Below are 24,906 nucleotides of genomic sequence, written 5' to 3'. Positions count from 1 at the left end.
TGCGCATGGCGCGTGGAATTAATAAAGTCATTTTGATCGGTAACTTAGGTGCAGATCCTGAAGTTCGTTACATGCCAACCGGCGGTGCTGTGGCCAATATCACCATTGCAACTTCAGAATCCTGGACTGACAAACAGACCAATGAGAAAAAAGAACAGACCGAATGGCACCGTGTGGTGATCTATCAGCGTCTGGCCGAGATCGCCGGTGAATACCTGCGTAAAGGCAGCAAAGTCTATATCGAAGGTCGTCTGCGTACGCGCAAATGGCAGGATCAGCAAGGTGTCGAGCGTTTCACCACTGAAATCATCGCCAACGAACTGCAGATGTTAGACGGTCGTGGTGAAGGCCAAAGTGCTCAAATGGGTGGCGCACCAGGCGCCGGTGCTGCAATGGGCGGTGCCGCTATGGGTGGCATGGCCGCACCGGCACAAGCCTATCAGGCACCACAAAACCGCGCACCACAAGCCGCGCCTGCTGCACAGCAGAATTACAACCGCGCACCGGCTGCAGCACAACAAGGCTTTAACCAGCCGGCACCAGCAGCGCCAGCTTACAATCAGGCACCAGCCCAACCGGCCTACAATCAGCCACAGCAAGGTTTTAACCAACCACAACAAGGCGGTTTTGGCCAGCAACGCGGCCCGATGGAACCACCAATCGATTTTGATGACGATATTCCGTTCTGACTTAAACCTTTATAATAATATAACGTAAAAGTATAATATTTAACGCAGGTAATGAGTGAATTCAAACACTTACCTGCGTTTTTTACTTTGAAAAAGTGTAATCAAACAAATCATTAACATCTGCCGATTCTACACCTTTTATTTTATAACGTAAAAATTTGACTGCTTTGGCGGGGATTTTTTCGTCAAAAAGTCATGCATTATTATAAAAGTTTTATTTACTTTTCCCCCCTTCAATGTCGCCCCTCATGACGTGCTTGTTTGGCCTGCTTTTCAGGTTTTCCAATAAATACTTGTAACATAATAAAAGTATGTTCATGTTTTAACTTAGTTTTTTGACTTTTCAAAAGACAGTGCTACAGTCCTGGCAAGCACACCAGGAGGTATCAAGATGACGTATGCTTTAGGTCAGATAGTATTGGTCAATGGAGAGCGGCAAGTCCTCATCGATGATGAGCATGATCTTCCTCCGATCCTACCCAATCATTACTTCGCACAGATAATCAATCAGGCCTTTAGCACAAAGCAGCGTCGGGCCAGGACCGTCATACTGATTTTGAATTGGGCACGGGAATTAAAAATTGATTTGTTTGACCGGATCCGGTCGGGCGAAGGCTTCACATATGCTGAGCAGAATTCACTGGTGTTCAAACTCCGCTTACGGGCGGAACCTGATGAATACGATCCGTATGTCGGTGCTGATACTTATAAGGACCGATGCCGGGAGCTCCGGACTTTTTTTCGCTTTCTTGCGCGAACATACGGTGACACCCGTCTTGAGGCGGAACCCTATCTGATACGAGTGCTTTCCTGGATTGAAGATTTGTTCGATTTTTTAGCAGCTCATTACGTGGTGATTCCTCCTGCCAAACGTGAAGGATTCTCACATACTGAACGACAAGCCATGCTAGAATTGGTCCACCCATTGAATGAAAAAAATCCGTTCCAGTTGCGGGTTCGTGAACGAAACTGGTTAATCATCAATCTGCTCTTCGAAACAGGGATCCGAGTCGGCGAATTGCTGTCCCTCCGTTGTGACGCTGTTGTGACAGAGATGGACGTGAGTTACGGCATGTTGCACTTTCTGGTGGTCAATCAAAACGTATACCTCAATGAAGATCCCCGCAGCATACCGCCAGATGCCAAGACGACCTCAAGAAAGTTGCCTATTTCAGAAAAGCTGGCGATGAGGATTGATCACTATATCAAAACGGGCCGACGATATCGGGGGCGTAATGCGCAGCGGGCTGCGGCCTTTCTGTTTCTCAATTCTGATAATCGACCTGCACCGCTGAGTATCGGTGGGTTTTATAAAATTTTGTCTCGTATTGAATCCGTCGGAAATGCGGACAAGCCGGTGTTTTCGGATATTCAGGCGCACCGTTTCCGTTATACAACGATAGAGGATTTAATGCGGCTCTTGGACGTCAAGCAAGACAACGAAGAAGAGTGCAAGAAGATCCTGCGTTATATGGGGGGCTGGTCATCAACCAGTGATCAGTATGAACATTACGCAGCGAAACAAATCATATTTTCAGCACACTTGGCCTTGCTAAAACTTCACGATGAGCTTATTGTTAAATTCGACCGGTGAGTTCCCTCACTTGCTGGTGTTACTGGAGCTACCAAAAAATCCTCCAGAAACCATTTGTCGCTATCAGGCAAATGCAAAAAGGGCGGTGTATTTCACAATACACTCACTGTAACGGACAGAAGGTAAAAAATTCTCAAAGGGCTGACCGACAAAGCGGTAACCTTGAAAGCGCCTAATCAGTACAACAGTGTGATTAGGGTAAGGCATCAACCATTTTAAATTGGGTACGTTAGTTAATTACATCTTGGCAGACGCGCGAACCTTAAAGGTTCACGAGGGTCGCTAAACCGGAGTTTGGTCTGGTGAAGCGAAAAATAGCCGATGAGCCTTTGGTTCGTCTGGCGATTCCTAGGCTACCTGGTCGTTAGAGCAGTCACAAACATGCTCAATGACTGGATGATGTTCTATTGAATGTCATGAGTAGTCTATTTGCCGAGAGAAATGACTATGATGCAGTTTGATCGTTTTGCTCGCTCTTCTGAGCGTGAAGCCCGCAGTCTGCCGTTCATTGAACGCCGTCCTTACACTCCATTTAACATCCCTGTTGTTCAAGCAAGACTCCGGTCGGTTGATACATCTCGCGACGTTTGGAGAATCGGGGAAACAGCGTCTGAAGTGCTCAATTTTGAGCGACTCACGACCAAAGTTAATCCTCCAAAAAATCTGCAACGTGACTTTTTTGATGTCGATGTTGAGGACGAACACGAGGTAAGTGCTCAAACGGCAACTCCACTACCGGATGAGTTGCTCAACAACCTGAAGTATTTTCTTGCACGCCAGTTACCTGGCAAGTCCCCGCTTACGGTGGGCAGTATGTTCTCTGCTATTGTTCATTTCCTCTCTCAATGCGATTGGGAAGATGTGGGGGAAGCGTCTCTCACCGATGTATTGAGTGAGCAGCTTATTGATTACATTTATGTCAATCGCTCTCAATCAAATGAATATGCGCTCAACGCACTGCGGTACTGGTATCGGCGCAGCTACCGGATGGGTCTCTCGACATTTGAATACCAGACAGCCCAAGCGCTGGGTGTATTCAAATTCCGGGGAAACCTGAAAGGCGCCGATGTCCTCAGCTATTTCCCCCATCGAAGTCCGCTGACTGCACAAGAGTTGGATGCGTTGCACCAGGTCTTGAGGGAGGCTCAAATCGATGTCTCCCATGACAGTTACCGAGGGCTTCTGAGCGCATGGCTATTGATCAGTCTCGGACTTCGGAGCAAGCAATTAGTGCTGCTCATGAACTCGGACTTTTTAATTAATGTCGACCAGCACAGCGGCGAGAAGACCTACGTTCTGAACGTTCCTTCAGTGAAGAAACGACATGAATTACCTCGGTCGCGGTTCAAATCCCGGCAACTGCCCACGTTTCTTGGTGAAATGCTGGAAAAATACATGCATCACAAGGAATCAGAAATGGCGCAGCTTTCTGCGATGTTTGCGGACATTGGTGGAGACATCCCGCCATTCGCTAAGCAGCCAATTTTTGCAATTTCGCGTTGGAAAATAAAAAAGCGGTACGAGGAACGTCGCGTGCATCTGCCTTACCTCCAAAACCTTCCATCAGATTCTGTCTTAAACATGTTGCAGAAGATGTTTGGTGTGATTAACACGGTTCGAGTCCGGGACGGCAAAATGCCTTTTGATCTCAAAATAACGCCGCGGCGGTTACGTAAAACATTCGCAACCCGCGCAGCAGCGACCGGCGTCCCTATTATCGAGTTAGCGGAACTGTTGGACCATGAGGATCTCCAGCATGTCATGGTGTATTACCAGCTGGGATTGTCCTTTGCTCAGAAGCTTGACCGAGTGTTTCAGGAGCAATTCAAAGACATTTTGTCTTACTTCAAAGGTCAGATCAACCTCACGACGTTGATCAGCCAAACGGTACCCAATACTGTTTTTGGGCCTGACAAATTGCGTCGTTTGGTTGGTATTGGCATGTGTGCTAAAGGGGCGCCATGTGATTTGACTCCACCTAACGCCTGCTATGTGTGTCCGAAGTTCGAAGCCTGTAATGACCCAACGCGCCATCGTGAGGTGCTGGACAGTATGAAAGCAGATGTCAAAGTCTGCTTTGGCGAAGATGCGCCTCCAGAGCTACTCAATGCCCCACACATCAAAGCATGCGAAGAATTAGTCAACACATTGGAGGCGTGCCATGAGTAAGTCAAATGCACTGTTAAAACTTGACGTCATTCCCGCAGAGTTGAAGCAACTTTGGGCGCACGATGACTCTAAGGTGGAACACTATGAGAAATTTGTGTTCTATTGCCAGAAACAAATTCGCCACGTTTTTCCATCGGTCGACTGGTCGACGAATGTGTGGGAGATCTCTGAATACGAGTCAACACAATCGGCTCGGCGAGTCTCACACGATAGCAATGTTCTTTTCACCCGTTTTAACGGCTTGGGGAAACAGAAGAAAATAGCTGCGGAGGCGCAGGAGCCTTTTACGCAGCCGTTTCGAGATCTCGTGAAAGGGATCATCGTGTTAAACCATCTTGGTCGCGCAATAACACATGATGCGCACATGGTATGGATCCGTGCATTCCGATATCTGTATCACGTGTTTACAGAGCATCAGCTTCAGGCGATCCACCAGATCAATGGGCTTCACTTTGATCTCGCGATGAAAATGGCTATGGATCGGAATGAAGCCGAGTCCACACTATATCGGACCGGTGAGCATCTGAGCGCTATTGCCGACAAACTGAACCTGTTTGGTCTTTGCATGGTGTTTGAATGGCACAATCCAATCCCCAGGCCCGATAAAACTGGTGGGACAGAGCAACGTCATGTCCGCCAAAAGACGTCGCTTCAAGAAGCCGAGCAGCTCCCTAAATCCGCCTACCTGACTCATTTAGCAGCGCTGTGGAAACATTACGACGAACTGCAACCATCGGACAAAATACATGTCTGTATGGGGATCGTTTCACTGTGCACCGGTCTTCGGATGGACGAATTCTGCGGTTTACATGTGGGATGTATCCCGAGTAAAGAGGAATACGAATCGGCACCTCTTGAACTTACCTTTGACGGTCGGGTCGGGAAAATGTTGCGCATGAGCGTATTGGCTCGAAAGCGGTTTGTATGGGATTCAAAAATTATCCCCAATAGTCTTACCGACACCGTGTTTCTCGCGGTTGATCGTTTGAAGGCTCTGAGTACTGAAGCCCGGTATTATGCATTAATGCTACTCAATGAGTCGTACTGGCCTGCGTTGGATGGATTTGACGAAGATGAGATTGTTCTCGCCACAGATCTCGCCGCACATTTCAAATTAGAGAAAACGTCTAATTTGATCACACAGCTCGGGCGCCTTGGCATTACCCGACACATCAGCTCGGCCCCCAAACGCACAACCTTCTGTATTCGGGATATTCATCAGGGAGTATCCCGTGCGTATCGAGAGGAGTTGAAATCGGTCGCTGATGGCTTTGGTCCACAGGCGAGGATGATTAATTATTGGGACCTCTTGACGCTGCAGTTCAAGTTTGAGCACAGCAGAGGCTCAATCAAAATGTTCCCCATTCCGGTGTCAGGTACGCAGATCCAGGACGCTTTCCGGGGGCGTAACTATATCAGCCGGCTGTCAAAAGAAGAAAAGCGGATCGAGACTTTATTTGAACGCTATCAATTTGATGGGTTGGTCCTCGAACCAGGCGGTATTCGAACACATCAATTCAGGCACCTGCTAAATACCGTCTTACAGCAATCAGCCCAGTTTGATCAGGAAGATATCGCCAAATTTTTTCTGCGTGCAGGCGTTCGCGATAACGAATGGTATGACCACTCATCATCAGAGCATCTCGCTGTTCAGGGGGCGAGGAAGCTGCATGAATTCCAGGCGAAATTTGCACCGAAATTTGAATCGAAAAATAACGAGCTGGATGCCAGTCAGGTCGTTGGGTTGATCAGTCGGTTTCCGTTGCTTGGGCCTGAGGAATTGATGGCGGAGCTCGAATCCAGAGGCTCAAGCCATGTAATGCGTATTGGCCGCTGCAGGCATGACTACACGCAAGAGCCTTGCGGCAAACACTATGCCTGCCTCAACAAATGCAAACATTACCGTAGGCAAAAAGGCAATCCGCTAGAAATTGCACGACTCCATGAGATGAAGGCTGAAGCAGAGTTGCAAGTTGCGGCAGCGCAGTTTGATACGGACGACGGTCTGACGAACGCCCATGTGTGGTTAGCACACCATCAGCGACTCCTTGCGGGATGCGATGCAGCATTGTCGATTGAACAGGATGACCGGTACGAAGTAGGGCAAATCGTGGCGATTTTCCCCAATGGCCGCGATAGCTGTGAAGCCTTTTAAACCAACTTAAGCTGTTGCCGGCGCTTTGCGCCGGTATTAAGGAGTATTGATGCCAACCGTGAAATTAACTGATGCTGTGGTCGACAAGCTTGTGCATCTTTGCAACACCTATGCAAGCGGGGTGCTGGGCGAACGATTCGGCTGGCAGGATTTGGAGCGTGTCTGCGGTCTTCCTTATCAAACCCTGGGTAAGAATCCCCGTATTTTCCAAGCGTATCACGAGGCGAAGCAGGCGTTACGAAAGCTTCGGGGTGCTCAAGTAGCCATCGATCCTGTCAGCAAAATGAAACCTACCGAGCTGGAAAAAAGGTGTGCTCAATTAGAAGAGCAGAATGCCGCACTTGAAAAGAAGTTGAGACTGTATGAGCTGAGGTTTGCGACGTTCCTGCATAACATCGCCAAACAGGGGCTACAACCTGATGCTTTTGAGAAACCCATTCAAGAGAGCCTCAAATATGCAGCAAGGAAGAAGAATAACATAAAATCGATAAAATAATGTCGATTAAAATTGACATATGTCAATCATTGTCTACAATCTTAGTGAGGTGACCTGCCAAGAGACCTCAAACCCAATAGCATTGAACGCCATGGATGGCCCCACTAGGAGCGCCATTCATGAGACCCAGAGCCCCCCCACATCAAATCAACCATCTGCATTTGTGACGAAATGCCGGCATCCGCGACCACTTTGAATAGTATGGTTTTCGCAGGAGCCAGGGATACTGTCACGTGATGCGGCGTACGTGTTTATCAAGGTATTGCATTTGTAAAAGGCTCTGAGGGGAGCAGCCAAATGACAGAAATCACGACCATGAGCATGTTCATCAACATGCAAGAACGTCAAAAACTCTCGCGGCGTATTCAGAACGTTGTCGAGTCACTGTTAGCTGCACTGAACATTGACCCGTGTGGGCGGCAGCTGATTATGGCCTGCGGCACAGGTGAAGAGCGCACTAACCGCGAGGCCCTGATTGCCTGGATGAGGAAATCCATTTGTTGTGAACAGCGATTGGATTCGTTTTCAACGGAGCAGATCGCTCACGAGCTGCGGCATCACTTGGAGCGCTGTATTGGTTCTTGGTGTGATTAATGGTCCTGCTCGGATGGAACATGCTCCATCAGCTGCTGGACTGTAACGTCGAAAAATGTGCACAGCCGGTCGATGACATCTGTCGTCAGGTTACTGCCACGCTCGTGCAACATTTTTGACAGAGTGGCTCTGTGGATCCCTGTCGCCTCTGCCAGTTGGATGATCGTGAGTGTTGTGTCGTTTTTGAACTCGTAATCGTCCATGCAGCGACGTAGGTAGTAACGGATCATATTGTTCTCCTGTGATGAACGGATGATACACAAAACTACAGAGTAGGAAAATCGAACAAAGTACGATGTGGTGGATAGAATCATGGAATTAAACACGCAGCTATGCTGGCTCGGAAATCTGGTGTCAGAAGACCAGTTGAACGAAATCGCTCGGGGGATTAAACAAGATCGGTCCCACAACCGGTTTCTGTACCCATATACAAAACAAGGTGAGATCGGTTTTTTCCCACTCGAAACCGTTGAACAGCAGGCATTCTGTCAGCATTTGGCTCACCTTGGGTGTATTCCGTCCATGCTATTGGTCGGGTACTCGCTGTCGCTCGATTACATAGGAACGCCTAGGGTCATCTGCCCACTCGCAAGCGCGGAATATTTGTTTGCTGGGATCAGTGCGTTTTTAATACATCACCGTGATCCTGGGTTCGAACGCGAATTTAAATACTTTTGGGGCAACTATTGGTTCCATGAGATCTGCCGGCATGTGTTGGCGTGGTTTTTGGTGAATGCGCCGGACGACTATACGCACCCAGTGCGTGAGTTTTGCGAGTGGTGGGTAGCTAATACCGGTGGCACAATTCATCGCTTGGATTCGTGAGGACTTCACATGGATACCTACACAGCGGTTCCTGCGCATGAACGTAGGGGGTTAAACGGACTGGTGTTGATTGATATCAGCCGACTGGCATATTCATATGGTGTGGCAAACGATCGACCTGTGGTAGTGGCCAAAACGTCATTGCGCGGTGATTTCTCCGACGGATGGTGTTGCTACCTGGAGGAGTTCGGGACTAGAACCATTCTCCTTAAATCAGCAGACTCCGACATTTCGCCAGAGTCAGAAAACATTGACCTTATTGAATTACTTGGTCACGGACTGACGGTTATGCCGCAGCAGAAGTTGATTTTTGTGTGTCCCAGGTGCTGCGCGGGACTTACGTATGTTGACTTGAAATTGGCCTCTTCTTGTAGTTAATCCGTTTATCAATAAGCTGACCACGATTCATGGCGTTATCGGATCTATTAGTGGTGAGTTCGATAAATGAACGAAAAGCGATAGCAGTTATATCCTGCAACAGCTTTAAACCAGCGCAAGAAGCGGTCCTTACCAGTAGGCTAAGCAATCTTACCGTCAGCCCACCATAGGCGGCTAAGTGCCAATCGCTGACGATGGTAATAGAGATGGTCGAATCGCAGCTTTTCACTGAAAGTGGACATGACTTAGTCTGAATGTGAACTGCAACCTTCGAAAAATTTGAGAGATCAGCGTATTACCAGAACGTTAAAACAGCGAGCATCTTGTATTTATAAAGTCAGACATGAAAAAAAGGCCTGAATTAGTAGACCACTACACTCCCACCACTCGTCAACTAAACGACATTTTCAGGGATTTCTAACACAACGCTGAAGCAATTATCATCACTGATATGCCATGCCAAATGCATTCGATGGAGTTCTACTACTTTTCGTACTATAGATAACCCAAGGCCAGACCCAGCGATATCCTGATGAGCTGCATGCCGGAAAAAACGCTCTCCCAATCTCTTGATTTCCGGCTTCGAATTATCGAGGAACTGATTTGTAATGGTCAGTCTGTTTTGTGTGATCATTGCAGAATATACCACCCGGACCACGCTATTTGGACGGGCATATTTTGCTGCATTGTCCAGCAAATTACGTAAGACGCACTGAAATAGGGCGGGTTCAACAAACAACATGACTTCCGAGCCGACGTTAATATCCCAGCAGACATTATCCAGATGTTTGCCCTCGATTTGCGCCATCGCATCGGAAATCAATCCTAACAATGGTATATGTCTTTTTTCCAGATGATTGAAATGTTCTAGTTTATGCATTTCCATTAGTTGAAAAACCAAATGGGAGAGTCGTTTTGTGCTTTTTTGGATGGCTTCGTTTGCTAGCAGGATCTCGTCACTGGATTGCGCTTTGGCTAAGTTATCGGTGTGTAGCTGAAGGATACTTAGAGGCGTCCTCAGTTCATGGGATGCATCGGCGATAAACCGTTTTTCTTGAGTTATGTAAGATTTGAGTTCACCGAGCAAAGTATTCACCGCATTCTGAAAAGGCTGCAGCTCTCTGGGTAGCTCCATTAGTAAGGGTTTTAGGTCGGCAGGGTCGCTGCCTGCAAGTCTTGCTGACAATTCGCTGATAGGCCTGGTACCCCAATAGACTGTCAGCCATACCAATACAAAAATGGGAATTACAGCAAAACTAAGTGGTACTAACTGATCGACTGTGAGATGAAAGCTTAGCTCGTCGCGTACATCCTCACGTTGCGCAGTGAATATCCAGACCTTCAAATCCTTCGCAAATAAGCTAAAGCCAATCCACTCATAACCATCAAAATTCACGACATGGTAGCCGGCTTCCATCGGTTGCAGCGGGTGTGTGCCTGCGTTCGCAGAACGCAGCAGTAACTGCCCATCCTGGCTCCACACCTGTACGGCAATTTTACTCTCATATTTGTGACCTTCTGGATGGCGTTCTTGTGCGGAAGTACGTTCGACGCCATCTTCAATAATCCGCGGCACTTCAATCACGGTATCTAACGTGGTTCTTTCCGATGTCCTCTCGAACAACAGGTGCCGCACAAGTCGGCCGTACTGGGCGAGTTGCGCATCAAATAACTCATCTAATTCATGATGAGTACTATAAAAGGTACTGATACCAGTCACGCTCATCAAAAGCAAAATGACCCCATTAATACTGAGAAGTAGCATGCGCCGTAGACTTTTAATTTTCATCGTGGCTCTTCAGTGTATAACCAAAACCACGGATAGTTTTTATCACATAAGTAGCTGTTTTTTTTCGAATATTATGAATATGCACTTCCAGGGAATTCCCCTCATTATCACCATTCCAGCCGGTGTTAATTTCCTCAAGACGCTGTTTGGAGAGAATTTTCCCGGGATGCAACATCAATTCTTTCAGTAGTAAAAACTCACGGCTGGTCAGATGAACCGATTTATTTTGATAGTTGCAAGTATGCTGTTGGAGGTCCAAAACGAGTTCATTACTGATCAGAACGTCTTGCTGTCGCTGTTGATGCCTTCTGAGAATGACTCGCAGACGCGCTTCAATTTCCCTGACATCGCAAGGTTTGAGCACATAATCATCAGCTCCGGCATCCAGTGCTTCTATTTTGGTGTCCAGGTGGTCCCAGGCGGTCAGCACCAGCACAGGAAGTGCCTGTTGTGAAGCCCTGAGAGTTCTAATCACTGGTAATGCCACACCATCAGGTAAACCAAGATCGAGGATCATCACATCAAATGTGCTGCTTTGAGCAGCCTGTAATGCCTGTTTACCTGATACACAATGCTCTACGCGGTAGTGCAAACGCTCAAGCGCAACGATCAGTCCTTGCGCCAGCAACTGATCATCTTCCACCAACAAAATACGCATAAAGCAGACTCCGATTTAAAACAGGACAATGACCCAAACCGATGCCGCGGCCACAAGCATGGTAAGTACAGCAGCCGAACCTATATCCTTTGCCTTGCCACTAAGCTCGTGATACTCAGAACCGATCCGGTCAACAACGGTTTCTATCCCAGTGTTCAGGAGTTCAACAACCAACACTAATAGCAGACTCAAAATTAATAATGCTCTTTCAGCTTTGCTGACATCAACCCAAAGAGCCAATGGTAATAACACAAGCAGCGCCATCAACTCTTGTCTGATTGCAGCCTCAGAATGCCAACTGCTGACAAAACCCTGCTTTGAATAATTCGCGGCACTGATGAGTCTGCGCCAGCCTTGGTGATGATTCTTCATGTAACCTCCTTAAAGTGAATCATCATAAACAGTGAGTCTTAAGGGAATCTTAAGTTTGTCTGTTTAGGCTGCATTTAGTTTTTACAAAAGGACGAAATGAATGCAGCATGGTGTTTTCGAAAAACTGATGGCGGCTTCGGTCTGGGGACCTTATGTGCACCTGGTCAGAATGTTATGGATTGGACTGCTCACGCTAAGTCTGAGCCGGCTGGCCCTGTGTCTGTGGCAATATGAACGGGTGGAGCCGACACAGTCATTCGGTATGATCATGTTACAAGGGGTGCGTGCAGACTTTATTCTGCTTTGCTTATTTGCCGCCATTCCGGTGCTACTGTCCTTATTCCTTGCCTGGCCACCTTTCAAACGCGGCTGGTTCCGTTTTACCTATAGCTGGAGTTTGCTGGCATTAATTGCCATCGTCTTTCTTGAACTTTCAACCCCGTCTTTTTTACTGCAATACGATATCCGGCCCAATCGGCTGTATGTGGAGTACCTGAAATACCCCAAAGAAGTCTTCTCGACCTTATGGTATGGCTTTAGGTTGCAATTAGTGCTTGGGATTGTATTCACTGCGGGCCTCGCATTGCTGTTTCGGCGATTACTGCAGGTTGCTGATGAAGAGCTACAACTATGGTCAGTCAAGCTGCATAGTTTAGTGTGGCCGTTGGCTGTCTTTATCGTGTTTGCTGGGATCCGTTCGACCACCCAACATCGTCCTGCCAATCCAGCATTGTTTGCCATTACCGCTGATGCGATGGTGAATTCACTTGTGATCAATTCAGGCTATTCGGTTCTATACGCCATCTATAGCCTGAAGCATGAAGCAAGAAGTACTGAAGTGTACGGTAAGCTGGCAGATCCAGTGATGATTGCACATACCCGTGACTGGCCTTGGTTAAAATCCTATCAATATACCAATCCAGATTTTCCGACATTGCACTGGCAACAAGCACCGATCACCCGTACAAAACCACTGAATATTGTGATTGTGCTGCAAGAAAGCTTAGGTGCGACTTTTGTTCAGTCGTTGGGCGGAGCCCCAGTGACGCCAAATCTTGAAAAACTGAAAACGGAAGGGATTTGGTTTAACAATTTATACGCCACCGGCACCCGCTCAGTCAGAGGGATTGAAGCCGTGCTGGCAGGCTTTATGCCAACACCGGCGCAGAGTGTTGTGAAACTATCCAATAGTCAACAGGGCTTTACCACGCTGGCATCGATTTTACAGCAACAAGGTTACCAGACTCAGTTCGTCTATGGTGGGGAGGCGCATTTTGACAATATGCGCAGTTTCTTTACCGGGAATGGATTTGCCGATGTCGTTGACTTGCCTCGAATCAAAGCGCCGCAGTTTGTCGGAAGTTGGGGCGCCAGTGACGAAGATTTATTCAATACGGCACACCAACAGTTAATGCAGATGCATGCCAAAGGCCAACCCTTTTTCAGTCTGATCTTTACCTCAACCAACCATGAACCTTTTGAGTTTCCGGATGGACGTATTGTATTGCACGAGGAACCCAAATCAACTGCAAACAACGCCGTCAAATACGCAGATTGGGCGATGGGGCAATTTTTTGACCAAGCCAAAGCAAGCGATTATTGGCAGGATACGGTATTTTTGATCGTTGCCGACCATGACAACAGAGTCTATGGCAGTAATTTGATCCCGGTAGAAAAATTTCATATTCCGGGGCTAATCCTCGGCGGCCAAGTGAGCCCGGGGGTTATAGAACCACTTGCCAGTCAAGTCGATTTGGCGCCCACTTTGCTGAGTTTGGCTGGTGTTTCTGCTTGCCACTCCATGGATGGCAGAGACTTTATCGCTGACCCAGTCAGCCCCGGACGTGCCTTAATCCAGTTTGATAATTTATTTGCGCTGATGACCGAGCAGGAATTAACCATTTTGCGGCCGAACGACACTGCGCTAAGTGCTCAATACAGCAAGACGACACGTCAGTTAAACCTTAAAGAAGGTGTGGCGCCTGAGGCTCAGCAACAAAAAGCTTTGGCCCATGTACAACTGCCGTCTTATTTGTATCGGGAGCGCAAGTACAGCAGCGCGGCTAAGTGTAAGCCCGCTCAGTGGTAAACCCGGACATTATTTTGTTTGCGATAGAAAGAAGCAAAAATAATGTTCAACTTAAGTTGTTCTTAAGTATCAATGATTAGGCTGCATGTATCTGGTCACCATCAATTGTCAGGATATGCAGCAAATACACTCTCAGGACTTGTTAAAACTCGTGCTCATTCCGACGGCTCTGTTCGTGATCGGATTTGGAATTTTTTACGGCGCTGAACTCGATTTCGTTGTGGCTACAACCATCTTCGAGTTGGAAGGCGGACAGTGGCGATTGACCAACCATTGGCTATTCAGTGACGTCCTGCACAGTGGTAGTCGGCTACTGAACAACATCATGCTTGCGAACTTGTTGGGTTACTGGCTCTATCAAAAATTCACGGGCAAAGGAAACATTGAGCGCACAACGGCGCTGACAAAGTTGGTAATTAGTCTTCTACTAAGTTTTGCTGTTGTCGCGCTGTTAAAACGCGTTTTACCTGCTGAGTGTCCGTGGGATCTTCAGCAATTTGGCGGCGATCTGCCATTTATCGGCATTTTCTCACAGCGGCCAGCAACGATGCCTGCAACTCAATGTTTTCCGGCTGGACACGCCAGTGTCGGCTACGCTTGGGTCGCGTTGTACTTTTACTTTTTGCCTCTGTGCTTTAGGAAAGCCCGTATTGGTTTGGCTGTCGGTTTGTTGCTGGGCTTATTACTCGGTATCACACAGCAACTGCGGGGGGCTCATTTTTTCTCACACGACCTGACCACGCTCTGGCTTTGCTGGGTCGTCAGTAGCTTGGTGTATCTGACTTACCCCAATCGCTTGAACTCATCGCCCAAACCCACTGTGGAACAGTATTATGTTTAAATACGTGCGTCGTTATTACCCGCTTTTGCTGGTGCCAGATGTACAACGCCCTGCACACAGCTGGCATCCATTTCTACTTATGTTGATAGCTGCTGCCAGCATGACATTAATGCTTAATGGGCCTTTTTATGCCGCATTGCAGACACAAATCCCTGGTCAAACAGGTTTGCAACTGACATTGATTCTGCTGGTGTTTATACTCAATCTAACCTTATTGCTGCTGTTTGCGCATGGCCGCATGCTAAAGCCGATAGTCTTGTTGCTGTTTCTGGCGGGTAGTCTGAGCCTTTATTTCAACCAGACATTTGGCGTCCTGATCGACAAAGATATGCTGCAAAATGCCATAGAGACAGATCCGGCGGAAGCACGTGGTCTGATGAGCGGCGGATTGACCCTTCATCTATTGCAGTGGATGTTGTTTCCCTTGCTGCTGGTCACCTTGGTGCGTGTGCAACGTTTATCCCGCAAGTTGTATTGGCAACAACTGCTGGCTGCCTTCACACTCGTCCTCATCACGCTGTCGGCGGTTGGCTTCACCCAGTACGCTGAGCTGGCTTCTTTTTTCCGTAACTTCAAGTCGGTGAAACATCTAGCCTTGCCAGTCAGCCCTGTGATTGCCGGTATGACGCTTGCGGCCAAATCAGTCAAAGCACAGGTGCCACGGGAGTTCCATGTATTGGCCACTGATGCGAGTCGTCCTCAATCTTCGGGGCGGCCTAAGTTATTAGTTTTGGTTGTTGGTGAGACAGCTAGGGCCGATCATTTTCAGCTCAATGGTTATCCGCGTCCAACCAACCCATTACTGAGTAAACTCCCTGTAGTAAGTTTCAGCCAGGTAAGTTCTTGCGGTACCGCAACAGCGCATTCTTTGCCTTGTATGTTTTCAGCAATGACCCGCGATAACTACGACGAGGCGACAGCAAAAACCAGCAGCAATATATTAGATATCTTACAAGCTACCGGTGTTGATACCCGCTGGTTTGATAACAATTCAGGCTGCAAAGGTGTATGTGACCGGGTTCAGTCTGAGTTTTTATTTCAACAACCTGACGCCCGCTGTAAAGAGGGTCAATGTCTTGATGATGTTTTGCTCGACGGGCTTGCTCGCGCTCTAAAAACTAAAACGGACACAGACCGCATCATTGTTTTGCATCAGTTGGGGAGTCATGGCCCCGAATACTTCAAACGTAGTGCTGGTCCAGATAAAGTTTTTGGCCCGGAATGTCAGGACAAACAACTCCAACTGTGTGACCGTTCAGGAATCATCAACGCCTACGATAACAGCATTGTTGCAACCGACCGTTTGCTGGCGTCCATCATTGCACAACTTCAGCAGCAGGAAGATTACAACGCCGCCATGCTTTACATGTCCGATCACGGTGAATCCTTGGGTGAAAATGGGGTGTATTTGCATGGGCTCCCTTATTTCATGGCGCCTCAGGCACAAACCCACATCCCGCTGATTTTGTGGATGAGCAGTAGCTATGAGGCTATTGCAAAATTGAGCACTGGCTGTTTAGCGCAATCCCAGGATAAACCATTAAGTCACGATCATTTGTTCCACAGCTTGTTGGGAGCTTTTGATGTGCGGACCAGCATTTATCAGCAATCACTTGACATGTTCAACGGCTGTAAAGTCGCCGATTAGCACACACAGATGGCAGGCCTCTATACAATCAACAGCGGTGGAACATGACAAACAGACAGACAACAACAGCAATAACAAAAACCAATAGCCAATCACACCGGGCAATGGTGGTTTGTCTGATATTGAGTCTACCAAGCGCTGTTTTGGGCGCAGAGCCAACGGATGTTCTTGTACCTGTTGATGTTGTTGACGACAGCGCTCAACCTGGCAAAGGCCAACAGGAAGTGACTCTGGAAGACTTGTGCGGGATGGCCGCGCCATCCGCTGATGCAGATGATGAAGTCGCTTCTCGCCCCGACTGGCCTCAGACACTGCAGGTGGGACAAATTTACTTTCGGGTCAATCCGATTTTTGACGAGACCGACCCTGACACTTTTTGGCTGCACCGCTTTGCCAACTGGATACATATCAATTCAAAACCTTGGGCGCTGGCTCGGGAATTATCTTTTACCAGCGGCGAGCAAGTCAGTGCAACTGATCTACTCGAAGCAGAGCGGTTATTGCGACATAAAAGCTATCTGCGCGATAGCCGGATCAAGGTTCTGCCGGAATGTAATGCCGATGGCAGTCGCAATGTGCAGGTTGAGACCTGGGACACCTGGAGCTTGTTGCCGACCTTAGGATTTGGTCGAAGTGGTGGTAGCAATAAATACTCTTTCGGTTTTAAAGAAGAAAATCTGTTGGGCCTTGGCGTCAGAACCAGCTTGAAGTATCAGTCAAATTACCTACGTACCGGCTATGAGTTCAGGAATGAAATTCCATTGTCTTTATTTGAGATCAACGGCCTTGAACATAGTTATGCCTGGCTTGAATGGGTGGATAATGATGATGGTTCAAAACAGGCGTTCCAGCTTGAACATCCGTTTTATAAGGATGACACCGAACTGATGTGGCGTTTAGGCTGGATGCGTGACGACCGGCTTGAACAAATTTTTCATAATAATGCACTGGAAAATCAGTTCCGCACGGAGCAAAAACAAACCGAGTTGTCTTACGGCCGGCTGCTGTCCTTTAACGATGAGACCAGCTGGCGTTTATTGCTCGGGTATACCGAAGATAGTCATCGTTTTATGGAAGATCCTTTGCATCAGAGTGCGGCATTACCGCAAAACCGGATCTATCAATATCCATGGGTTGGCTTTGAATACATGGAGCATCAATACAAAACGCTGTCGGATGTATTCCTGATTAATCACACTGAAGATATTCATCTGGGTTGGCGCCATCAGATTCGTTTGGGTGTACAAGGCTCTGACCTTGCACCTGAAAAGCAACTTGGTTACCACTTTGAGTGGCAGAGCAGTAAAGGTTTTGGCGATCAGGAGCACCTGACTTTATTCAGTAGCCGGCTGTCGCTGCAAACTGGTGCGAGCATTGGTGATCAGACCGAGGTCCGTCTGGAAATGGAGGATGTTTATCGCTTGACCCAACGCTGGGCACTATACAGTCACCTAAGATATGACCAGCGCAAGCAGAACTATTTTGACGACCCATTGGCCCTCGGTAGTGAAGATGGTGTACGCACCGATGGCGGCATTCGGGGCTATCCGGTGCAGTACCAGCATGGCTTACGCAGAGCGTTGGCCACCGCCGAACTGCGCTGGTATCCGCAAATAACTCTTTATCAACTGGTAGATGTTGGCTTTGTGGCTTTTGCCGATGCTGGACGGATTTCAGGAGGCAAAGTCAGTAACCCATTTGTCCCGATTGATACAACCATTGCACAACATCGTTTTGATTTAATAACCCCAAACAGTCAGCAATCCTGGTTGGGCTCTATTGGTTTGGGGGCTCGTTTTTATTCCGTGCGCTCTGCTAATGACAACGTAATCCACCTGGATTTGGCCAAACCCATTGGTGCTGCTAATGATGTCAACTCATACGAATTGCAGCTAAAAGTGGAGCAACGATTCTGATACATTACATCAAGTGATGGCAGCTTGCTTGTTCGATAGTGATGGTGACTGCTTCGAGTTTAAATCAGCGGTATCCTGAAAGTAAAATCTAACGACCAAGAGGGTCCATTATGTGGTGGCTACTTACAAAATATGCAATCACCGCATTGTTGGTGATTGTTATCTCAGAAGTCGCCAAGCGTAGTGACCGGCTCGGGAGCCTGGTCGCTGCGTTACCTATAGTCACTGTATTGACGCTTATTTGGTTGCATCTGGAAAAACAATCACCGGAGAAAATCAATAACCACGCTTGGTTCACCTTTTGGTATGTGCTCCCAACATTACCGATGTTCTTGGTTTTTCCTTGGCTTAATCGGCAATTTGGTTTCTGGATGGCTTTGTTATTTAGTTGTCTGATAACCATAGCGCTGTTCGCCGCTCTGGTTTGGGTGTTAAACAAATTCGGTGTGAGGCTTTGGTAAAATCGCAACTTTGAGGCAAATACAAATTGTTGTCATCAAGCTGCTAAAGCTTTAAACTATAAATGTCTGATTATGTTTGGTGTTTGCATTTGACTCGTCTCCTGCTCATTTTAGTATTCTTATGCCAGCATATTGCTATGGCATCAGAGCCTATTGTGTTGCATTTACCGGATGAGTCGCATGAAATGCTGGTGTCGGTGGCACAACCGCACAGCCATGGATCTCATGAACACCACGACGATGACGAAGGCCATGGCTCTGAAACTGAAAACAAAGTCTCACTTACGCCAAGCTCCATTGAATCACATGACGCATCCTCTCATGATCATGCAAAGCATCTTCATGGCCATGCTGATGTACCATCACAACAATTCATGTTTGTCACCGTGTTGGCGGGCAATGAATGTTATCTGCATCAAAGCCAGCTGACTGGCATTACTCACACCCCCCCAGTCCCACCGCCAAACGCCTGATCCTGTTTAATTTATTTTAATTTTTTGAATATTAATCAGGAGCATACCTATGCGTATGAACAAAACCGCGCCTTTGAGCGTGGTATTGCTGTGCTTTGCATCTGTGGCAGTTGCACAAACAACCACACTAAGCTTGGCACAAGCACTTGAAAAAACCGTTAAACAAAGCCCTGTGCTACAGGAATATCCTTATCAGCTTCGAATGATTGATGCACAGCGATTACAGGCTGGTGTCCGGCCCAATCCAGAGATAGGTGTAGATCTGGAAAATATTGCCGGAACCGGCAGTAGTCAGGGATTAGAGAATGCCGAACTGACGCTGACGTTAAGCCAACTGATTGAAATGGGCGATAAGCGTACTTATCGGTTGGAAAAAACACAGTGGCAACAGCAACTGTTGCAGCAGCAATTTGAAATCAGCAGAGTTGATGTGTTAGCCGCAACCGCGCGAAGCTATATCCGGCAGGTCGAATTACAACAACTGTCCCTGCTGGTTCAGCAGCGCATCGTTCGCGAGCAGCGTTTACTCGATATCGCCAGGCAACGCGCAGCGGCCAGCAGCTTAAGTGATGCCGATGTAACCAGATTGGAACTCAGATTGGTGCGCAGTCAGCTTGAACTGACCGCTGCGCAAAATGCAATTGCGCTTGGCAAAGCGCAATTGTCAGCACATTGGGCGTCTGAGCCTGATTTTTCTGGCGTCCAAGGCGGTTTAGCACAGCTCCCGTTGTTACCGACGTTGCCTGAATTACAAACCAGTTTGATGCAATCTCCTCAGCTCACCCGATTTGTGACTCAAACGCGGTTACATGAGACTGAGTTGCAACTGGCTAAGGCGGAACAATCGGCTGATATTCGCCTCAGTGCAGGTGTACGTCGTATTGAAAGTCAAAATGACAATGCGCTGGTGTTGGGATTCTCAATGCCATGGCAACTCAATGACCCAAGCGCAGGCCAAAGGCTGGCTGCGCAAACCCAGATTGAACTGAGTAGTGTGCAGCAACAACAACTGCACACGACTTTGCGTTTGTTGGTGCAGCAGACGTATCTGGAACTGGAGCAACTTCGCCAATACAGCAAGGTGTTGCAATCTACCTTATTGCCTAAAACCCTCCAATTGCAGCAACAAAGTGAACAAGGTTATCAGCAAGGCCAAGTGGATTTGTTCAGCCTGCTTGCCGCTGAGCAAGAGCTGCGTCAGGCCGAAGTGGATCTCGTCAGCGCACGAAGCCGTTTTCATTTGCAATTACTTGAACTTGAACGACTGACCGGCCATGCCCTGACCCTAATGGGCCCGGTTCGTTTATCGACAATGGAGCCATAACATGACTATTTTTTCCCGGATTATTCAGCTTAGTCTGATACTGATGAGTTTAACTAACCCTCTGGTTTACGCAGCTTCCGAAGCCCCAGAAGTGGCAGAGCCCGCAAAAGGTCCGCATGGCGGACGTCTGCTGGAGCAAGATGGTTTTGCTGTGGAAATCAGCATTTTCGAATCAGGGATACCGCCGGAGATGCGGGTATTTACTTATTTAGGTAACCAACCGCTTGCGGCAAAAGATGTCCAAGTAAACGTTACTCTGTCTCGCCTTGATGGGGAGCAAAATCAGCTGGTGTTTGCGCCGGAAGCTGATTATTTGCTGGGTAATGCCACTATTGTCGAACCCCATTCTTATGCGGTTGCGGTAAAAGCGGTTCATCAAGGAAAAACATATCAGTGGCAATACGATTCCTTTGAAGGCCGCGTCGAACTCAATGACCGGATGCTTGCTCTGACAGGTGTCAAAACTGAACGTGCCAGCAAGAGAATATTGACGCAAAAGTTGCACTTATTCGGTGTGATTGCGGTCGATCCAAGCCGCTCTTTCCTTATTCAGTCACCTTATAACGCTGAGGTTCAACAAGTGTTGGTCGAACCTGGCCAACAAGTGAGCGCTGGCCAACCAATGGCAAAATTGATGAATACCAACACATTAAAAACCTTTGTGGTGAAATCGCCTGCCAGTGGCGTGGTCACCCGCCGTTTGATCAATCAAGGCCAGGTAGTGTCAAGTGATCCGATGTTTGAAGTGGTGGATTACAGTCAGGTTTTTGTTGAATTGTCAGCTTTCCCAAATGCCGTCAAACAGTTAAAAACCGGTCAGCGTGTTGACGTGTTTGACATGCATCAGTCAGAGCAAACCCAAAGCAGTATCAGCTTTATCGCGCCAGCGATGACGGATGGTCATATCGCAAGAGCCCGAGCGGTGATTGACAATAAAAACGGCTATTGGCGACCAGGCATGCATGTGAATGCCGACATCGTGGTGGCTGAGCGTGAAGTGGCGATTGCCGTGCGTAAAAACGCCGTGCAATCGTTCCGCGATATGGCCGTGGTGTTTGCTAAATATGGCAACACCTTTGAGGTGCGCATGCTGGAATTTGGGGTGGAGGATGATGAATACCTTGAAGTGCTCAGCGGCTTAAAACCCGATACTGAATATGCCACTGAAAACAGCTTCTTGTTAAAAGCCGATGTTGAAAAAGACGGTGCTAGCCATGACCACTAAGCATCATTACTTGGCCTTGAGCCGCAGGAGTTGCCGTCATGATTGATTTTATTCTGAAATTAGCCCTATCCAGGCGATATCTGGTGATAGGACTGACACTGTTAATGGCGGCTGCGGGTATTTGGAACGCACAGCGACTGCCGATGGATGCCGTACCGGATATCACCAATGTTCAGGTACAAATTAACACTGAAGCACCGGGCTATTCACCGCTGGAAACTGAGCAGCGTTTAACTTTGCTGATTGAAAACGCCATGGCAGGTTTACCTAAGCTCGAATACACCCGCTCAGTATCACGTTATGCAATATCGCAAGTCACCGTGGTATTCAAAGATGGCACTGACATTTTTTGGGCAAGACAACTGGTGAGTGAGCGCCTGCAAGGCGTGCGGGCGCAATTGCCACTTGATGCAAATGCATCATTGGGCCCTATTGCGACCGGACTTGGTGAAATTTTTATGTACACCGTGAGCGCCAGCGCGGATGCACGCAAGGATGATGGCACGCCTTATAACGCAGAAGACTTGCGCACGCTACAGGATTTTACTATCAAACCTCAGCTGGTGAAGGTATCTGGTGTGACAGAAGTGAACTCGATCGGCGGTTATGTGCGCCAGTATCAGGTGGCACCAAACCCCGGCAAGTTACTTGCATTTAAGCTGACCATGGACGACCTTGCCAGTGCATTAAGCCGCAATAATAGTAATGTCGGCGCGGGTTATATCGAACGTTTTGGTGCACAGTGGTTAGTGCGCTCGCCAGGCCAGCTCAGTGGTCTTGAGGATATCGCCAGCCTGGTAGTTGCCAAGCGTGACGATGCGCCTGTGCGGTTAAGCGATGTTGCGGATGTTTTTATTGGTAAAGAGTTGCGTACCGGTGCGTCGTTGCAAAACGGCGAAGAAACGGTGCTAGGTACAGTATTTATGCTGGTTGGCGAAAACAGCAGAACCGTAGCCAAACGGGTGAGTGAACGGTTGGCTCAAATTAACCAAACTTTACCGGACGGTGTGCAGGCTACTGCAGTCTATAACCGCAGCACTTTGGTAGACAAAACCATTGAAACCGTGCAAAAAAATCTGTTTGAAGGCGCTGTGCTGGTTATCGTGGTGTTGTTTGTATTTTTGGGCAATTTGCGCGCGGCTTTTATTACGGCGCTGGTCATTCCACTTAGTATGCTGTTTGCCATCAGCGGCATGGCGATGAACCGAGTTAGTGGCAACCTGATGAGTCTTGGAGCAATTGACTTTGGTTTGATGGTCGATGGCGCTGTGATTGTTGTGGAAAATTGCCTGCGACGTTTAGGCATGGCACAACATCACCATCAGCGTTTACTGTCCACGACTGAGCGACTTGAAGTTGTCTATCAGGCGACTCGTGAAGTGTTTACGCCGGCAGTATTTGGTGTGCTTATCATCATGCTGGTGTTTATGCCAATTTTTGCGCTCTCAGGGGTCGAAGGCAAAATGTTCCACCCCATGGCTTTTACAGTCATCGCTGCTTTGCTTGGCGCTTTAATTCTGGCGGTTACCTTTGTACCAGCGGCTATTGCCTTAATGGTCAGGGGGAAGGTTTCAGAACAGGACACCCGCCTGATGCGTGTGTTGAAATCGGGTTATCAACGGGTACTGCAATTGGGTTTACGTTATGCCGCCCTTGCGGTCGTCATTGCGTTTTCACTGGTGGGCTTAAGTGCTTATCAGGCAACAAAGATGGGTAGCGAGTTTATGCCACAACTTGATGAAGGCGATGTGGCGCTCCATGCTTTGCGGGTGCCGGGGACTGGTCTTGAGCAATCGATACGGATGCAAAGTCTTTTGGAAAAAGAAATAGCCACTTTGCCTCAGGTAGAACGGGTGTTTTCAAAAATTGGCACTGCTGAAATCGCTACAGACCCGATGCCACCGAGTGTCGCAGACACCTTTCTCATCATCAAACCACAAACGCAGTGGCCGGATCCATCGATGTCCAAAGCTGAGTTTGTCGAACAGTTGCGGCAAAAAGTGGCGTCGGTACCTGGCAATAAATATGAGTTCACCCAGCCTATCGAAATGCGTTTTAACGAGTTAATTGCTGGAGTGCGCACTGATGTTGCCGTCCGTATTTATGGTGATGATTTGGAAGTGCTGAATACGCTTGGCGACAAAGCTGCGACTATTCTGTCGCAAGTGCCTGGTGCCGTGGATGTGCGTATGGAGCAGGCAACCGGCTTGCCATTGTTATCGGTAGAGCCGGAGCGTGACCATCTGGCGCTATTAGGAATTGATGTCGCGACCATTCAGCAAACAGTACAAACCGCTGTGGGTGGCCAGCAACTGGGGCTGATTTTTGAGGGCGACAAACGGTTCCCACTGGTCATGCGGCTGAAAGAATCGCAGCGTACCGACTTGGCTGCGTTGGCACGTCTGCCGGTGGCACTGCCGACCGATTCGTTTAATGAAATGACCTACGTTCCTCTTGGCGAAGTCGCTGAACTGGTGCAACTGACTGGCCCCAATCAAATCAACCGCGAAAGTGGCAAACGCAACGTAGTGGTAACTGCGAACGTGGCCGAAAGGGATTTAGGCAGTTTTATCCTGGACGCACAAAATGCACTTAATGCCGAACTTACATTGCCGACCGGTTATTGGCTTGGTTATGGCGGCACCTTTGAGCAGTTGCAATCTGCCAGCAACCGGTTGCAATGGCTGGTGCCGCTGACACTCTTGTTGATTTTTGGTTTGTTGTTCAGTGCGCTCAATTCCGCCAAAGATGCCTTCATTGTATTCAGCGGTGTGCCGCTGGCGCTAACCGGCGGTATCGCCGCTTTGCTGCTGCGTGATATGCCGTTGTCGATTTCCGCTGCGGTGGGGTTTATCGCGTTATCTGGTATTGCCGTATTAAACGGCGTGGTGATGATGGCGATGATTAAGCAATTGCGCGAGCAAGGCATGTCGCTGCTGACGGCCATTGAGCAAGGTGCCGTACAGCGGTTACGACCTGTGCTGATGACCGCGTTGGTGGCTAGTCTTGGTTTTGTGCCGATGGCGATCAACACCGGAACCGGTGCTGAAATTCAACGACCATTGGCGACCGTAGTCATTGGTGGCATTTTGACTTCGACGTTACTAACACTCGTGATCTTACCGGCGCTATATCGTCTGGTGCACGGTCGCAAGAACACAAACCAACTGGCGCATAGTTAAGCAACTGATTTGAACAATAAGCCCTTGC

The 24,906-nt window shown here is 48.2% G+C and carries 20 protein-coding genes; 16 read left to right on the top strand and 4 right to left on the bottom strand.

Annotated elements, in window-relative coordinates; translation table 11 throughout:
• Positions 1 to 5: 5 nt before the first annotated feature.
• The 6 genes from ssb to ABNT34_RS10885 all read left to right on the top strand — a co-directional run bounded on the left by ssb (position 6) and on the right by ABNT34_RS10885 (position 7,697).
• Positions 6 to 689 carry a single-stranded DNA-binding protein gene (gene ssb / locus ABNT34_RS10910; protein WP_348731509.1) on the top strand — a complete coding sequence of 228 codons (684 nt, stop codon included), beginning with the start codon at positions 6 to 8 and terminating at the stop codon, positions 687 to 689.
• A gap of 391 nt (positions 690 to 1,080) precedes the next feature.
• Complete coding sequence (locus ABNT34_RS10905; protein WP_306518598.1) at positions 1,081 to 2,283, top strand: site-specific integrase; 1,203 nt, start codon at positions 1,081 to 1,083, stop codon at positions 2,281 to 2,283.
• 447 nt (positions 2,284 to 2,730) lie between these two features.
• Positions 2,731 to 4,452, top strand: coding sequence for a tyrosine-type recombinase/integrase (locus ABNT34_RS10900; protein WP_306518600.1), 1,722 nt, complete (start codon positions 2,731 to 2,733; stop codon positions 4,450 to 4,452).
• Positions 4,445 to 6,607, top strand: a complete 2,163-nt coding sequence (locus tag ABNT34_RS10895; RefSeq protein ID WP_306518602.1) for a hypothetical protein — start codon at positions 4,445 to 4,447, stop codon at positions 6,605 to 6,607. The genes ABNT34_RS10900 and ABNT34_RS10895 overlap by 8 nt, the downstream gene beginning before the upstream one ends.
• A gap of 49 nt (positions 6,608 to 6,656) precedes the next feature.
• Positions 6,657 to 7,103 (top strand): hypothetical protein, encoded by a 447-nt coding sequence (locus ABNT34_RS10890; protein ID WP_306518604.1) that lies wholly within the window; start codon positions 6,657 to 6,659, stop codon positions 7,101 to 7,103.
• Between the two features lie 297 nt (positions 7,104 to 7,400).
• Positions 7,401 to 7,697 (top strand): hypothetical protein, encoded by a 297-nt coding sequence (locus ABNT34_RS10885; RefSeq protein ID WP_208932608.1) that lies wholly within the window; start codon positions 7,401 to 7,403, stop codon positions 7,695 to 7,697.
• On the opposite strand, the gene ABNT34_RS10880 is transcribed toward ABNT34_RS10885, so the two are convergent.
• Positions 7,694 to 7,927, bottom strand: coding sequence for a helix-turn-helix transcriptional regulator (locus ABNT34_RS10880; RefSeq protein ID WP_348731505.1), 234 nt, complete (start codon positions 7,925 to 7,927; stop codon positions 7,694 to 7,696). The two genes, ABNT34_RS10885 and ABNT34_RS10880, sit on opposite strands and share 4 nt — an antisense overlap.
• A gap of 82 nt (positions 7,928 to 8,009) precedes the next feature.
• Between ABNT34_RS10880 and ABNT34_RS10875 the strand changes: the two genes are divergently transcribed.
• Entirely contained in the window at positions 8,010 to 8,522 is a 513-nt protein-coding gene (locus tag ABNT34_RS10875; RefSeq protein ID WP_306518608.1) for a hypothetical protein, read from the top strand.
• Between the two features lie 772 nt (positions 8,523 to 9,294).
• On the opposite strand, the gene ABNT34_RS10870 is transcribed toward ABNT34_RS10875, so the two are convergent.
• The 3 genes from ABNT34_RS10870 to ABNT34_RS10860 are packed head-to-tail and all read right to left on the bottom strand — an operon-like array spanning position 9,295 to position 11,719.
• Positions 9,295 to 10,689, bottom strand: a complete 1,395-nt coding sequence (locus ABNT34_RS10870) for an ATP-binding protein (protein ID WP_348731503.1) — start codon at positions 10,687 to 10,689, stop codon at positions 9,295 to 9,297.
• Positions 10,679 to 11,347 (bottom strand): response regulator transcription factor, encoded by a 669-nt coding sequence (locus ABNT34_RS10865; protein WP_348731501.1) that lies wholly within the window; start codon positions 11,345 to 11,347, stop codon positions 10,679 to 10,681. The genes ABNT34_RS10870 and ABNT34_RS10865 overlap by 11 nt, the downstream gene beginning before the upstream one ends.
• 15 nt (positions 11,348 to 11,362) lie before the next feature.
• Complete coding sequence (locus tag ABNT34_RS10860; protein ID WP_348731499.1) at positions 11,363 to 11,719, bottom strand: diacylglycerol kinase; 357 nt, start codon at positions 11,717 to 11,719, stop codon at positions 11,363 to 11,365.
• Positions 11,720 to 12,116: 397 nt separating this feature from the next.
• Here ABNT34_RS10860 and ABNT34_RS10855 point away from each other — a divergent pair, with 397 nt between their 5' ends.
• From ABNT34_RS10855 to ABNT34_RS10815, 9 genes are all read left to right on the top strand, one after another.
• Positions 12,117 to 13,808: an LTA synthase family protein gene (locus tag ABNT34_RS10855; protein ID WP_348731497.1), complete on the top strand. Its 1,692-nt coding sequence runs from the start codon at positions 12,117 to 12,119 to the stop codon at positions 13,806 to 13,808.
• Positions 13,809 to 13,893: 85 nt separating this feature from the next.
• On the top strand, positions 13,894 to 14,649 hold the full coding sequence (locus ABNT34_RS10850; protein WP_348731495.1) for a phosphatase PAP2 family protein: 756 nt from the start codon (positions 13,894 to 13,896) through the stop codon (positions 14,647 to 14,649).
• Complete coding sequence (locus tag ABNT34_RS10845; RefSeq protein WP_348731493.1) at positions 14,642 to 16,297, top strand: phosphoethanolamine--lipid A transferase; 1,656 nt, start codon at positions 14,642 to 14,644, stop codon at positions 16,295 to 16,297. The genes ABNT34_RS10850 and ABNT34_RS10845 overlap by 8 nt, the downstream gene beginning before the upstream one ends.
• Positions 16,298 to 16,545: 248 nt before the next feature.
• Positions 16,546 to 18,213, top strand: a complete 1,668-nt coding sequence (locus tag ABNT34_RS10840) for a hypothetical protein (RefSeq protein WP_348731491.1) — start codon at positions 16,546 to 16,548, stop codon at positions 18,211 to 18,213.
• 110 nt (positions 18,214 to 18,323) lie between these two features.
• The gene (locus tag ABNT34_RS10835) at positions 18,324 to 18,674 is read left to right on the top strand and encodes a DUF3147 family protein (protein WP_348731489.1); all 351 of its coding nucleotides are present in this window, start codon (positions 18,324 to 18,326) and stop codon (positions 18,672 to 18,674) included.
• A gap of 137 nt (positions 18,675 to 18,811) precedes the next feature.
• Positions 18,812 to 19,147 carry a hypothetical protein gene (locus ABNT34_RS10830; protein WP_348731487.1) on the top strand — a complete coding sequence of 112 codons (336 nt, stop codon included), beginning with the start codon at positions 18,812 to 18,814 and terminating at the stop codon, positions 19,145 to 19,147.
• 49 nt (positions 19,148 to 19,196) lie between these two features.
• The gene (locus ABNT34_RS10825; RefSeq protein ID WP_348731485.1) at positions 19,197 to 20,471 is read left to right on the top strand and encodes a TolC family protein; all 1,275 of its coding nucleotides are present in this window, start codon (positions 19,197 to 19,199) and stop codon (positions 20,469 to 20,471) included.
• A gap of 1 nt (position 20,472) precedes the next feature.
• Complete coding sequence (locus ABNT34_RS10820) at positions 20,473 to 21,696, top strand: efflux RND transporter periplasmic adaptor subunit (RefSeq protein ID WP_348731483.1); 1,224 nt, start codon at positions 20,473 to 20,475, stop codon at positions 21,694 to 21,696.
• Positions 21,697 to 21,734: 38 nt separating this feature from the next.
• Complete coding sequence (locus ABNT34_RS10815; RefSeq protein ID WP_348731481.1) at positions 21,735 to 24,878, top strand: CusA/CzcA family heavy metal efflux RND transporter; 3,144 nt, start codon at positions 21,735 to 21,737, stop codon at positions 24,876 to 24,878.
• Positions 24,879 to 24,906: the final 28 nt, after the last annotated feature.

Source organism: Rheinheimera texasensis (genome assembly GCF_964031785.1).
Lineage (GTDB): Bacteria > Pseudomonadota > Gammaproteobacteria > Enterobacterales > Alteromonadaceae > Pararheinheimera > Pararheinheimera texasensis_A.
This window is presented reverse-complemented; position numbering and strand designations above follow the sequence as displayed.